A 14547-nucleotide genomic window follows, 5' to 3' on the forward strand; every position below is an offset into this window, starting at 1 on the left:
TAATCGATAATTTATTCGTAATAGTTATTATATGATAAGTATTTTTAATTTTTACTGTGTTTAACTAATTCATTAACGAATTTATTAGAAATTATACCATCCTCTTTTAAGTTTACTGATTTTTGAAAAGCTTTTATAGCGGAGATTGTCTTTGGACCATAGTTTCCATCTACGGAACCAACATTAAAGCCATTACGATTAAGAAGTTCTTGTATATTACGTGTTGTCATTTTTGTATCAATAGACGGCTTTATAGTATCGTCATACCTCCAAGAATTTGGTATAATTACACTATTCATATAAGGATTTGCTTCTTGTTGTTTCCAAGACTGAATTTTCAGAGAAGCTTTATGAAATTCTTCAGGAGATAGGATTTTAGATATTTCAATACATTTTGCTTCCGCCATTTTATTGCCATTTCTTGCTGCAATAGATAGCCATTTATACGCTTCTGTTATATCTTTTGGCAGGCCATTCCCATTCAAATAAAGTATACCTAAATTAAATTGACTATTTGTTACCCCAAAATTTGCAGCTTTTAAAAGCCAAGGAATTCCTTCTTTATAATTAGGCGTTTTTTCAAAATTCAGAAATAGAGCTGCTAATTTATCCATTGCATTGATGTTGCCTTGATTTGCTGCCATCTTGTAATAGTAGTGAGCTTTTTCTAAATTACGTATAACACCTATTCCTTCTTCATAAAGATTACCGAGACGATATTGGGCAGGTGCAAAATTATACATAGCTGCTATTCTGTACCATTTAGCGGCTATGGCAGGATCAGCAGAAACAGTATTTCTTCCTTCGAGATAATGTGTAGCAATTTCAAAAAAAGCGACAGGTTCACCAGAACGAGCAGCTTTTAATAGAGCAAGAGGTTTAATAGTGTCGGGAACATTAATTTCAATAGATGAAAATTTGTTAGTGGATGGTTCCATCCTGATAGTGCTTGTTGCTACTTTAGTAGCAGGGATTTTTTCTATTTCTTCTTTTTTAACAATAACAGAATCTTTATTTAAATGATTAAAAGAAACTTTTTTTTCTTTAGGTTTTTGATCTATCTTTTGGGATAAGTTTTTGGTGGATTGTGGATTTAAAGTATCCTTATTGTTTTTAGCATAATTTAATATAGGTGAAATTAGAAATGAAGATGTGATTAAAACTGCAATAAAAACTATGAATACAAACCAATGTTTTGATACGGTTTCTCTTAGAGTCCTATTATATTTTGGGATAATAGGTTTATTTCCCTCTTTTTTTAGATATATTAAATCTTCCATGGAAGCAGCTAAAGCAGCACGTCGTGCAGCTGCAATATAATCTGTTCCATTAGATTCATGACGACCATTATTTTGAATTGATGATACCCGTTCTAATATTTTTTTTACACTAGGAATCTTTGTTTCTCCGGGTTCTAGAGGGTAGTCTTCTTCAGAATTATCAGAAAGAGTTAAAGAATTTATAGATGGTATGTTGTCCTCAATAAAGGACAGCTTATCTGAGGAAGAAAGCTCTTCCTCTCCTTTCTTAAAATTTTTATACAAACGTTTAATAGGATTTTCTTTTCTTTTCTCTTCTTTATCAGGTTCTATATTCAACTGTTCATGAGATTTCTTTAGGGAGGAGGAATTCATAGAAGATGAAATGGATTGGCTCTCTTCAAAGTAAGGAGTTTTTTGTGATTTAACAGTATTATGTTGTTTAGATTCAATTTTATCTAATTTTTTAGCAATTTGTTCAAGTGTATTATGAAGTTCTTGAAAAGAATTCTTATTATGTTTTTGGGGTTTTTCTTGTAATTTATTAGATTGATTAATGTCATCTTTATCTGAAAAGTTTAGTTCTTTATTTTTTGCTTCGTAAGATTTAAATACTGCCTTTGCAGCTTGTTGAGCAGCTTCTATAACATATTGATCATTAGTAGTAATATAATCTTCTAAAAGAGATACACGTTTATAGATTTCTTCTGAAGGATCTTTCGCTTGTGGATTGCTTTTTATATATTCTGATAAATTACAAATCTGATTTTCAAGGTTACGCAGTGCAACAGTATAATTTTGTGGTGCATGAGAAGCATTTTCTAGGTGTAAAGTAATTTCTTTAAGAGTTTTTTGTAAATTATTAAAGACTTCTTGAGAAATATTCTTTGTAGGTTTTGTAATTTCATTTATATGGTGTACTAAATAATCTAGTTTATTAGATAAATCTTTATTAGTTGTATCTTGTTCAAGGGCATTAATTTTATTGGATATCTCAAGGAGGTATTGAGTCAGTTCTGAAAAAGATTCTGTCCTATATGATTTTTCGATAAGATTTGAAAATTCATCTAAACGTTCAGCTAATCTCAAAGTTGATTGTTCAGAAACTCCTAATTCCTTTATGCGAGCGTGGAGGACTTCAAGAAGTTGAGAGATTAGTTCAGTAGGGACTTGACGCTTATTAAATTCATTCTGTAGTTTTTGAATTTGGTTATTTAACGCTTCTAGACGATTCTCAATTCTTTGAATGAGCTTTTGATTGTCCTGTCCTATAGTATGGTTATTCGTAGATATTGTTTGACTTATTTCAGAAAGACGTGAATCAATTCCTGAAAACTGTTCGAGTATAACTTCTCCATTTATAGGATGCAATAATTTAACAATCTGCTGAGTGGAAAGTAAAAGAGAATTCAGTTTTTTTTCTAGCGTCTTAACATCTGGATTTTCTTTTATTTCTCCAAGTTTGTATTTTACTTCGTCCATCTGTTGAGTCAGAAAAGTAAGTTCTTGGTGTAAAATTTGCACATCCATTTTGGCAAGGTATTTTTGAATATCTTGCCAATAGGTTTCCATTTCACGGAGAGATTTTTCTTTAGCAAGACTATCTATTTTTAAACAAAATGCTTCGAATTCTTTATGGAGATTCTTGATAGTTGCATTAGGTGTAACCTTGCATAGCCAATCAATACTTTCAACTAAACGCAGTATATCGCGATGAAACGAATCTAAAGAAGATTTTTGAATTATTATATTCTTATCTTGAGAATTTTCTGGGTTTATATTTTTCTCAATAGTGAGTTCTTTAGGCTGAGTTTTTGAGTTTTCAAGTTGATTCACAAGCTTTTCAAGCTTTTTGAGCATATATTGATTTTCAAATCCTTTTTTAGAAGAATCTAATTTGTTTCTATGTTCAATAGAATGAGAATCATCAGGTTCCAGTAAATTAATCATCTTAGTATTCTTTGAGAATTCATCTTGATTATAATCAAAATTTTGATTTTTTATAATTTCTTGTTCAGGAGCATGATGTAGAAATAATTTTTTTTCAGTATGAAGATTAGGATTTAAAGAATGATTAGTTTGAAGTTTCGATAGCGGTGAACTTCTCTTTTCTTTTTCATGAATTCTTAGCTGTGATTGAGCTTTTACATGTTGCATCAAGCCTTCAACACGTTCTTCAAGCCCTTCAAGTGTACGGTTTAGTACATCTATTTCAGAATGTCGATTTTTAGGTTGTAATCCATTCATTTTTAGTCTGATGCTCTTCTACAATTTGGTTAAAGCGTATACAGTGTTTATAGATTTGACCATCTGTCAAACGTGGTAAATAACGCGTTAACTTATTAAAAATAATTGTAACTTATTTCTATTATGTAAATAAATTTTTATATTTGTTGCTTTCGTAAGCAATGTGATTAAAATTTTTGAATGTAGCTAAAAAAATCTTATATTATATTTCTAGGTTTATATAAAATATGGTTAAGATTTTATTGATGGATTTTATTTTTATGTAGCTGAGAAGGCAATTAATGCGACCTTTGAAAAACCTGCTTCTTTAAAGTAATAAGCAGCATTAGCTGCTCTTAAACCAGAACGACAGCAAAATACTATTCGTTGTTCTCTGTTACCTGATAGGTTAGATGCCCAAAGCGGGATGTCTTCTAGAGATAAACGTATAGATTCTTTTATAGGTAAAGAAGGCATTTCTTCTACACTACGAAGATCAAAAATAATATCGCTAGAACAGATGTTATTCATTGAAATAAAAGGAATTTTTTTATTTTCTTCTGGTTCGGGAGCATTAAGGAAAGAAAAACTGCCAAAAATAAATCCATGCCCATTAAAAGTTATCATTAACCCAGGAGGTGCTGGTTTAAATTTTAATAAGTATGCTAACACAAGCTGTGCTTGGATGCTGGCAATAATAGACACTACTCCTCCAAGAACTCCTGTTGTAGAACAGCTATTTGCTTGACTTGGTAGCGATGGGAAAACTGCTCGATAACTTGGGGCCTCATTACAGAAACAACCAACGAATCCTAATAGACCAAGAACAGAAGCGCTTACAAAAGGTTTTTTATTATCTAGGCAGGCATCACTAAGGATATAAGTAACTGCAAAGTTATCTGCCGCATCAATGATAATATCTGCAGGGGCTACAGCTTCAGCTACGTTTGCAGGTGTAAGTCGTTGTATATAGGGTTTGATTTTACAGTCTGGATTAATAGATTCGAGTCTTGTTGCTGCTACCTTTGCTTTGAAATGATTTATATCATTCATTGTAAAAAGTGTTTGGCGGTGTAAATTTTTTTCCTCTACATGATCTTCATCATATAAGCTTATAGTACCAATCCCAGCTCCTGTTAATATTGGTAATAAAGTTGAGCTTAATCCACCAGCACCAATGATCAGCACATGAGCACAATGGAGAAGAGCTTGTCCTTCTTCTCCTATTTCTGGAAGCATGATTTGTTGATTATAACGACTCAAATTTTTCATTATGAATTATTCCAAAATTGCTTTACCAATAAGAGGCGTTGACGGTATTGCCATATTACGTTCTTCAATGATTCCTGCAAGAAATGCTTGATAGCCAGCTTCTGTAGCTTTAGAAAATGCGTTAGCCATGGCTATTGGATCCTTAGCTTTTGCTACGGCAGTATTAAGAAGTATAGCATCAAAGCCTATTTCTAGAGCTTCCATAGCGTGTGATGGGCGTCCAATTCCAGCATCAATAATCATAGTAACTTCAGGGAAATGAGCTCGTAAACTCATAAGTCCATATTTATTATTAAGACCTCGTCCTGTACCAATTGGAGCCCCCCAAGGCATGAGTACTTTACATCCGATCTCAAGAAGTTTATCTGCAACTATTAAATCTTCAGTCATATAAGGAAAGACATCAAATCCGTCGTTGTGTAATATGCGAGTTGCTTCTACTAAAGCTAAAAGATCGGGATGCAGCGTATCTGTTTCTCCAATGATTTCTAGTTTTATCCAAGTTGTTTTAAAAACTTCTCGTGCCATATAAGCAGTGTTGATGGCTTCTTTAACAGAATGGCATCCAGCAGTATTTGGTAATATACGTTTGCAAAGTGGGCTTATTAGAGACCAAAAACCTTGACCATTTCCTTCAGAGCGCATTTCTCTTCGTAATGACATTGTAACAATTTCAATGCCACTGCTTACTATTGCTTTTTCTAAGATTTGGGGTGAAGGATATTGTGCACTCCCTAAAAGCAACCTTGAGGTTGCTTTGAAATCATAAAAAGTTAACATAATAATTAACCTCCTTGCATAGGAGAAACTATTTCTACGGTGTCATTTTGTTTAAGCTGTAGATCAGCTCTTTTTTCTCTTGCAATGAAAACACCATTAACAGCTGTTGCAACTATTAATGGATTGAATCCTTCTTTATCTATTAAGAGTTCTAGCGTCTTGGAATATATCTTCTTTTCTTTACCATTGAGTTGAATAGTGAACGATTCCATAGTTATTTCCCTTCATAAAATTGAACTTTAAGTCGCTTAGATAACTCCATTGCTAATATTGGTGCCATGAGAAAACCATATCGATACATTCCGTTAATAATAAAAATTTTTCCATTTTCTAGAATTTTAGGCATATTATTTGGAAAAGATGGTCGGATTCCAACACCAAGTTCTATGATATCAGCTTCAGCAAAAGCAGGATGCAAAGCGTAAGCAGTATTCATGAGTTCTACAGCTGAGCGCAATGTAATTGGATTTTGATGATTGCTTTCTATCATTGAAGCACCAACCATAAAATAATTATCTTCTCGAGGTATAACATAGATAGAGGAACGAGGATGTAATAAACGGATTGGATGTGAGAGAAAAACATCAGGGCAACGTATTATGATCATTTCACCACGAACACCACGTAAAGAAGGAATTTCATGGTGTGCAAAAAAAACCTCTTGCATCAATGATAACATCAAATTTTTTTTCAGATATAAGATCTTGAGGATTTACTTCTTCTCCAAGATGTAAGAACCCGCCTCTTTGTTTTATCTTTTCAGCTAAAAGAACTAGTGTTTTTCGTGGATTCAAAAAAGCTTCTTTATAGAAAAATAGCCCTCGCGAAAAACGTTCAGATAGGTCTGGTTCAAGAGAGGCTATTCCATCAACGTTAAGCCATTTATAAGAGTGTGTACGTCTTGCAAATCGGTTGAGCTCTTCATAATCACGTGAAAGTGTTAAAACCAGTGTACCGGTACCACTTCGAATAGTTTCTGGAACATGACACAGCCACCAATTTATCGCAAGCTGTCCAAAAGTTTCTAATCTATCATTGCTAGATTCGCTTTCACAAAAAGCAGAAATCATCCCACCAGCTTGCCAAGAAGAAGATTGTACACTTATTGTATTACTCTTCTCAAAAAGAGTAATAGACATTCCTTTTTCTAAAAGCTCACTTGCTGCTGTTAAACCAACTACACCTGCTCCAACGATTGCTACATTTATATTAGAAAGCACTTTATTAGGCTCTTAAGGATTAATATATACAAAAATCATTCCTGAAGTTTATTTAAAGCCAGAAGACTAAAGACAAATTTATCTTAAAGGAACTTTACTACAATAAGTATTTATTATTATATAACAATAAAAGAATACATATTTAAAATTATAAAATGATATCGTGTATCAGTTAACGAATTATATTAACAAGTTTAGAATAATATTTATTGAAGAGTTTTTTATTCAGGATTATTTTTGTTTTGGTTATTATATTTTGCTGGCATGGATATAATATTGTACCCGGCATCTACGTGATGAATTTCTCCTGTAATTCCACGTGACATATCAGAAAGTAAATAAAGTGCTGAATTTCCTATATCTTCAAGGGTTACTGAACGACGAAGGGGAGCATTTTCTTGATTCCACGAAAGAATCGCTCGACCATTTGAAATACTAGCACCAGCTAAAGTACGGACTGGACCAGCAGAAATAGCATTAATACGAATACCTTGAGGACCATAATCGGATGCTAAATAGCGAACAGATGCTTCGAGTGCTGCTTTGGCAACTCCCATGACATTATAATTAGGAATTACACGCGTTGAACCTCCATAAGTTAGTGTCAAAATGGAACCTCCATTTGGCATTAACATTGCAGCTCGTTTTGTTACTTCTGTAAATGAAAAACAAGAGATGAGCATAGTACGGCTAAAGTTATTACGAGTAGTATTGGCATAACAACCACGTAACTCATTTTTATCAGAAAAAGCTATAGAATGGACTACAAAATCAAGAAATCCCCAGCGATTCTTAATTTCTTCAAACATTAAATCTATAGATTCAAGTTTTTCTACATCACAGGGAACAATGAAATTTGAGCCTAATTCAAGAGCTAAAGGTTTCAATCTTTTACCAAGTGCTTCTCCTTGATAAGAAAAGGCAAGAGATGCTCCAGCATTTGCCAATACTTTGGATATGCCCCATGCTATGGAATAATTGTTTGCAACCCCCATAATTAGACCGTATTTCCCTTTTAAAGTGGAGTTCATTTTTTTATCCATTGTAACGCTGGAATACAAGAGTGGCATTTGTCCCACCAAAGCCAAAAGAATTAGATAGGGCTACATCAATTTTTGCATTATCAATACGTTTCCTAACAATAGGTATCCCTTCAAATTCTGGATCTAGAGTTTCAATATTTGCACTTTCAGCAATAAAGTTTTCTTGCATCATCAGTAATGTATATATTGATTCTTGGACACCAGCCGCACCTAAAGAATGACCAGTTAAAGATTTTGTTGACTGGATATATGGAATGTTGTTCCCGAAAACTTTTCGAATTGCTTCAATCTCTCTAGTGTCACCAATAGGAGTTGAAGTTCCATGAGTGTTAATATAGTCGACACTTTCATGAATTTGACTTAAGGCTTGTCGCATACATCGAACAGCACCTTCACCTGAAGGGACAACCATGTCATGACCATCGGAGGTAGCTCCATAACCTTTTAGTTCAGCATAAATTTTTGCACCTCGTGCTTTTGCCCTTTCAAGTTCTTCTAATATTAGAATACCAGCTCCGCCTGATATAACAAAGCCATCACGATTTATATCATAAGCACGTGAAGCAACTTGAGGATTAAGATTAAATTTTGATGACATAGCTCCCATAGCATCAAAAAGGTTAGACATTGTCCAGTCAAGATCCTCTTGTCCGCCTGCAAACATTAAGTCCTGTTTTCCCCACATAATCATTTCTGCAGCATTACCTATACAATGAGCAGAAGTGGAACAAGCTGAAGATATTGAGTAATTAACTCCATGTATTTGAAACCAAGTTGCCAATGTAGCAGAAGCACTTGATGACATAGCCTTAGGGACAGAAAAAGGGCCTATACGGCGAGTATTTCCGTATTGCTTTGTAGTAAGAGCAGCTTCAACAATAACGCGAGTAGAAGGCCCTCCTGACCCTATGATAAGGCCTGTTCTTTCATTACTAATATCTTGTTTTTCTAATCCTGAGTCAGCAATTGCTTGTTTCATGGCAATATGGTTCCATGCACCTCCTTGAGATAAGAAACGCATGGCTTTACGTTCAATAAGATCTTCTGGATCAAGTGATGGTTTTCCCCATACTTGGCAACGGAAACCAAGCTCTGAGAAATCTTTTGAAAATGTTATACCAGATTTCGCCTCATGTAAGGATAACGTAACGTCAGATGCATTGTTCCCTATAGGAGACACTATGCCCAGCCCTGTAATGACTACTCGTCTCATTTGGATAGATTCGCTCCTTTAGTTACTCAAACATTTGTTGCAAGAACTTTTTTATTCTTTTTTTTTGAAAAGTCCAACACGTAAGTCTACTGCTGTGTATATTCGTTCCGAATCCGCTTTCACCCAACCATCGGCGATTCCGAGAACAAGACGACTACGTAGAATACGTTTAAAATCTACACCATATTCAAGAATTTTAGCTTTTGGTGTTACCATGCCTTTGAATTTTATTTCGCCAGTGGATATAGCTCTACCTTTTCCAAGTTCGCCGAGCCAACCGAGGAAAAAACCTGTTAATTGCCATAAAGCATCTAGGCCAAGGCATCCAGGCATTACTGGATCTCCTTGAAAATGGCAATTAAAAAACCACAAGTCAGGAGTTATATCTAGTTCAGCGCGTATAAATCCTTTCCCATATAAACCATCGGTTTCAGAAATTTCTGTGATGCGGTTAAACATTAACATTGGAGGCAGCGGAAGTTGTGCATTATCAGGACCAAACATTTCACCACGTCCGCAACTGATAATTTCCTTGTAGCTGTAACTGGATTTTTTATTTTCCATGATTAAAGAACTTACCTAATTTTTTTATTGTACCATATGCTAGAAATAAAGAGCTTGGCATATATAATTACCTAATTTAGAAACATTAGTTGTTATACAATAACAATTGGGTTTTTACTGAAGATAAATTTATATATCTAGGCTTTTAATAAATTTTAATCTAAATTAAAGTAAAATTTTTCTAATAAGTATACTTATGTTCATTTCTATCCAACAAATATTTAATATCTCAAATAACGTAAATCTAAAAATGTATGTAACCTTTTTTGGTGGAGCTAAGCGGGATTGAACCGCTGACCTCTTGCATGCCATGCAAGCGCTCTCCCATCTGAGCTATAGCCCCATTTTTTAAAACTCTAACGTCTTTGACCTCATTATAGGTATTGATATCAAATATACAATAACCGTAATCGCAACTTTAGCTAAAAAACAATCAACTTTCATCACTATCAGGAGTTATAGCTATAATATTACTCATATCAGTTTCTTCTTCATCTGTTGTTTCAAGGAATGCATCGTCATCTTCCAAAGAAATTACTTGCTCACCTACATCTTCCAGATCATCGTCTACAACAACACTTACATCTTCGTCTTCAGATATAATCTCTTCATGCGGGCCTTCTACAGTTTCTCCTCCGATTTCATCGTCTTCGATATCTTTTAATATAGAAGAAGTTTTATCGAAATATGACAAAGGCCAAGATTTTTGTGTGTAAGGAGATATTATAGGATCTCTGTTGAGATCATAGAATTTCTTTCCTGTATCTGGACAAGTTCTTTTTATTCCAAGTTCTTCTTTTGCCAAGAAAAAATCCTTCTTAATGTGTCAATATCATGTATTGTAAAGATTATTGAGAAGCAAGTCAAAGATATTTTCAAACTGTTCTGAAATTTTTAGATAATCAGAAGAGATCTTGGCAAACGAATCAAGCTATTATTTGTGTTATTCTTGATGCTGAAAAATATGATAAAGGATATTTTAATATGCTACACCCCACTCAAATGAATTCTTTAAGATCGCTTCGGTCATCTTCTCTTGAAGGAACTGTTCGTGTCCCGGGGGATAAGTCTATCTCTCATCGTGCATTGATCTTAGGGAGTATTGCCTCTGGGGAAACAATAATCAATGGTTTGCTTGAAAGTGATGATGTCATCAAAACAAAAGAATCAATGGTTGCTATGGGGGCTAGCATTGAAAAGAAAGACGAAAAATGGATTGTTAGGGGTGTTGGAAATGGTTGCCTGTTGGCTCCAGAACATTCTATGTACTTTGGAAATTCTGGTACAGGCTGTAGGCTTGTTATGGGACTCGTTGGTGTTTATGATTTTTCAGCAACTTTTATAGGGGACGAGTCTCTTTCAAAGAGACCTATGGGAAGGATTCTTGATCCTTTGCATAAAATGGGAGTTCAAGTAAAGACTTTTGAAAATGAAAAGCTTCCAATAACTCTGCGTGGGCCTAAAACACCTAATCCTATTGTTTATACAGTTCCCATGGCTTCTGCTCAAGTTAAGTCAGCACTGCTGCTTGCTGGCCTCAATACACCTGGTATTACAACAGTAATTGAGAATGTTATAACACGAGATCATACAGAAAGAATGCTTCAAAGCTTTGGCGCTAATTTGACAGTTGAAACTGATATGAATTCTAAGCGATGTATTCGTCTGGAAGGAAGAAGCAACCTTGTGGGTCAGGTTATAGATGTTCCTTCAGATCCTTCTTCAGCTGCATTTATAATTGCTGCAGCTGTTTTGGTTCCTGGGTCTGATATCAAGATTTTAAATGTTTTAATGAATTCAACACGTATAGGATTTATTCTTGTGTTGCAAGATATGGGTGCGGATATTGAGATTTTTAATGTTCGACTTGAGGGGGGTGAAAATGTTGCAGATTTGCATGTGCGGTTTTCCAAGCTTAAGGGAATTGTTGTTTCAGAACAACGTGTAGCGTTAATGATTGATGAATATCCAATTTTAGCTGTAATCGCTGCTTTCTCTGAAGGTAAAACAATTATGAAAGGTTTACAAGAATTGCGTTTTAAGGAGTCAGATCGACTTTCTGCTATTGCAAATGGCTTAAAGCTTAATAATGTTGATTGTGAAGAAGGGGATTCTTATCTTATTGTAAATGGTGTCTCTGAAGGCAAGAAACTTGGTTCATTGTCAGGAGCTTTAGTTCATACCTGTCTGGATCATCGCATTGCTATGAGTTTTATCATTATGGGGCTTGTATCAGAATATCCGGTAGCTATAGACGATTGTAGTATGATATCTACAAGTTTCCCAAATTTTATAGGAATTATGAAAAGTTTAGGAGCTAAGATAGAGTCATTATGATTGTTTGGTGTATTAGGTGAATCATATAATCGCCATTGACGGTCCGGCAGCAGCAGGTAAAGGTGTTCTTGCTAGTCTTGTTGCTGAAGAATACGGTTTTCATAGACTTGATACAGGCTTAGTATATCGTGCTGTTGCTAAAGCTGTTTTGGATTTAGGAATAAATCTTGATGATGAGGTTGCAGTTGTGCAGGTAATAAAGGGGATAGATTTTTCTGATCTTAACAGAGCAGTGCTTTCAACATATGAAATCGCGGGTGCAGCTTCTGAAATTGCTGTTAAGCCTCTTGTACGTCGTGAATTGATAAAAATACAAAGAGTTTTTTCTTTAAAAAAGCCGGGAACAGTTATTGATGGCCGTGATATAGGGACGGTAGTTTGTCCTGATGCAGTTGTAAAGCTTTATGTGACTGCTTCTCTGAAGATTCGGGCAGAGCGTAGGCATGCTGAAATGGTTGCTTCTGGAATTAATGTGGATTATTATACTATATATGAAAGTATAAAGCAGCGAGATAAACGAGATAAGACGAGGTTATTGTCTCCGCTTATACAAGATAAGGGTGCTTATTTTATTAATACAACTAAAATGAATGTTGAAACTATGTTCAAAGTTGCGAAACGCCTTATTGACACAAAGCTCAACAGGGTTTAAGTAACAGTAGTGTGGTTTAAAGTATGCGTTTGTATCATCCAATTATAAGTTTTGTTGTTTATGTTTCGGGTTTTTCTTTCTGCAAGTAAGGATGACAGCAGGCTTTTTTAATTATTAAACCCGGTTTTAACAAGTTTTTTTGAAGTAATCCTATCAGGAGTGTTAATGTCTTTTAGTAGTCCATCCCGTGAAGATTTCGCAGCTCTTCTTGAAGAAAATTTTTCTAAAAAAGACCTTATTGAAGGTTGTGTTACAAAAGGTATTGTTACAGCAATTGAGAAAGATGTTGTAGTTGTTGATGTTGGGCTGAAGGTAGAAGGGCGTGTACCTCTTAAGGAATTCGGGATAAAGGAACAAGATAATTATATTAAGGTTGGCGATGAAGTTGAGGTTTATGTTGAGCGTATAGAAAATGCATTTGGAGAGGCTGTTTTCTCTCGTGAAAAAGCGAGACGTGAAGAAAGTTGGATTAAGCTTGAGGCTAAATTTTTATCAGGTGAAAAGGTTCAAGGGGTTATATTTAATCAGGTAAAGGGAGGTCTTACAGTTGATCTTGACGGTGCTATAGCATTCTTGCCTCGCTCACAAATAGATGTTCGTCCGATTAGGGATATAACTCCGCTTATGCATAATCCACAGTTTTTTGAAATTCTGAAAATGGATAAACGGCGCGGAAATATAGTTGTATCTCGTCGTACAGTTCTCGAAGAGTCGCGTGCTGAGCAACGTTCTGAAATTGTTCAAAAACTTGAAGAAGGTCAAATTGTTGAAGGTGTTGTTAAGAACATTACAGATTATGGTGCCTTTGTTGATTTAGCTGGTATTGATGGTTTGTTGCATGTCACTGATATAGCTTGGTATCGTATAAGCCATCCTTCAGAACTTTTAACAGTAGGTCAGCAAATAAAAGTCCAGATAATACGTGTAAGTCATGAAACACATCGTATATCTCTTGGTATGAAGCAATTAGAGAATGATCCATGGCAAGGTATAAAGGAAAGATATCCTGCAGGAAGCAAGGTTTGTGGTACAGTTACAAATATAACAGATTATGGTGCTTTTATTGAAATTGAGCCTGGTATTGAGGGCTTAACTCATGTTTCTGAAATGTCTTGGACAAAGAAAAATATTCATCCTGGTAAGATTCTTTCCACAAGTCAAAAGGTTGAGGTTGTTATATTAGAAGTTGATCCTGTTAAAAGACGTATATCATTGGGTCTTAAGCAAGTTCTTGGTAATCCGTGGGAAAATTTTGCTCGCAATTATCCACCAGGCTCTGAGGTTGAAGGAGAAGTCAAGAATAAGACAGAGTTTGGTTTATTCATTGGTCTTGATTATAATTTAGATGGAATGATTCATCATTCTGATCTTGATTGGAGCCGTCCTGGAGAGCAGGTTATAGAGGAATATAATAAAGGAGATGTCGTTAAAGCGGTTGTCCTTGATGTGGATGTTGAAAAAGAGCGTATATCATTAGGAATAAAGCAATTACGTAATGCGCAATCTAGTGATTATGGTAATTCTAATGAGTTACGTAAGAATTCTATTGTTTCTTGTGAAGTCATTGCAGTTAATGAAAATGGTATAGAGGTAAAGCTTGTTGGGCATGATGATATAACTTCCTTCATTCGTCGTTCTGAGCTATCTCGTGATAGAAATGATCAACGTTCTGAACGTTTTTCTGTCGGCCAATTGGTGGATGTTCGTATTGTTAACGTATCTAAGAAAGATCGTAAATTGACTGTTTCTATTAAAGCATTGGAAATTGCTGAAGAGAAGGAGGCTGTTGCTCAGTTTGGTTCATCAGATTCAGGTGCTTCATTAGGGGATATTCTTGGAGCAGCTCTTAAGAATCACAATTCATATAATTAATGGCTCTTTTATAGTAAGAAGTATTTGTGTAGCAATTTATTAGATTTAGTTAAAATTGTTGTACTTTTTTAAAATAAGGCTTGTTAAATATATTTAATTCACAATTTTT

13 protein-coding genes and 1 tRNA gene are annotated in these 14547 nt (G+C 34.8%); 3 read left to right on the plus strand and 11 right to left on the minus strand.

Annotated features, from left to right (window positions below):
• Positions 1–44: 44 nt before the first annotated feature.
• The 11 genes from B488_RS00495 to B488_RS00540 form a co-directional block, all read right to left on the minus strand.
• Positions 45–3506 carry an SEL1-like repeat protein gene (locus tag B488_RS00495; protein WP_015272521.1) on the minus strand — a complete coding sequence of 1154 codons (3462 nt, stop codon included), beginning with the start codon at positions 3504–3506 and terminating at the stop codon, positions 45–47.
• A gap of 258 nt (positions 3507–3764) precedes the next feature.
• On the minus strand, positions 3765–4757 hold the full coding sequence (locus tag B488_RS00500; protein ID WP_015272522.1) for a HesA/MoeB/ThiF family protein: 993 nt from the start codon (positions 4755–4757) through the stop codon (positions 3765–3767).
• Positions 4758–4763: 6 nt separating this feature from the next.
• Complete coding sequence (locus tag B488_RS00505) at positions 4764–5537, minus strand: thiazole synthase (protein WP_015272523.1); 774 nt, start codon at positions 5535–5537, stop codon at positions 4764–4766.
• A gap of 5 nt (positions 5538–5542) precedes the next feature.
• On the minus strand, positions 5543–5749 hold the full coding sequence (thiS, locus tag B488_RS00510; RefSeq protein ID WP_015272524.1) for a sulfur carrier protein ThiS: 207 nt from the start codon (positions 5747–5749) through the stop codon (positions 5543–5545).
• 2 nt (positions 5750–5751) lie between these two features.
• On the minus strand, positions 5752–6204 hold the full coding sequence (locus B488_RS07375) for an FAD-dependent oxidoreductase (protein WP_051012088.1): 453 nt from the start codon (positions 6202–6204) through the stop codon (positions 5752–5754).
• Positions 6176–6757, minus strand: a complete 582-nt coding sequence (locus B488_RS07380; protein ID WP_051012089.1) for an FAD-dependent oxidoreductase — start codon at positions 6755–6757, stop codon at positions 6176–6178. Before B488_RS07380 ends, B488_RS07375 begins: the two co-directional genes overlap by 29 nt.
• 221 nt (positions 6758–6978) lie before the next feature.
• Complete coding sequence (fabI, locus tag B488_RS00520) at positions 6979–7788, minus strand: enoyl-ACP reductase FabI (RefSeq protein WP_041770877.1); 810 nt, start codon at positions 7786–7788, stop codon at positions 6979–6981.
• A 4-nt stretch (positions 7789–7792) separates the two neighbouring features.
• A complete protein-coding gene (fabB, locus tag B488_RS00525) occupies positions 7793–9013 on the minus strand; it encodes a beta-ketoacyl-ACP synthase I (protein WP_041770507.1) in 1221 nt (406 codons plus the stop codon).
• A gap of 51 nt (positions 9014–9064) precedes the next feature.
• Entirely contained in the window at positions 9065–9577 is a 513-nt protein-coding gene (gene fabA, locus B488_RS00530; protein WP_015272528.1) for a 3-hydroxyacyl-[acyl-carrier-protein] dehydratase FabA, read from the minus strand.
• Between the two features lie 267 nt (positions 9578–9844).
• Positions 9845–9920, minus strand: a tRNA-Ala gene (locus B488_RS00535).
• A gap of 90 nt (positions 9921–10010) precedes the next feature.
• Positions 10011–10382 (minus strand): TIGR02300 family protein, encoded by a 372-nt coding sequence (locus B488_RS00540; protein ID WP_015272529.1) that lies wholly within the window; start codon positions 10380–10382, stop codon positions 10011–10013.
• 179 nt (positions 10383–10561) lie between these two features.
• Between B488_RS00540 and aroA the strand changes: the two genes are divergently transcribed.
• The 3 genes from aroA to rpsA all read left to right on the plus strand — a co-directional run bounded on the left by aroA (position 10562) and on the right by rpsA (position 14438).
• Positions 10562–11914, plus strand: coding sequence for a 3-phosphoshikimate 1-carboxyvinyltransferase (gene aroA, locus B488_RS00545; RefSeq protein WP_015272530.1), 1353 nt, complete (start codon positions 10562–10564; stop codon positions 11912–11914).
• 16 nt (positions 11915–11930) lie between these two features.
• Positions 11931–12566, plus strand: coding sequence for a (d)CMP kinase (gene cmk / locus B488_RS00550; RefSeq protein ID WP_015272531.1), 636 nt, complete (start codon positions 11931–11933; stop codon positions 12564–12566).
• Between the two features lie 165 nt (positions 12567–12731).
• Entirely contained in the window at positions 12732–14438 is a 1707-nt protein-coding gene (rpsA, locus tag B488_RS00555; protein WP_015272532.1) for a 30S ribosomal protein S1, read from the plus strand.
• Positions 14439–14547 lie beyond the last annotated feature (109 nt).

Source organism: Liberibacter crescens BT-1, from assembly GCF_000325745.1.
In the GTDB taxonomy this organism is placed as follows: Bacteria; Pseudomonadota; Alphaproteobacteria; order Rhizobiales; family Rhizobiaceae; genus Liberibacter; species Liberibacter crescens.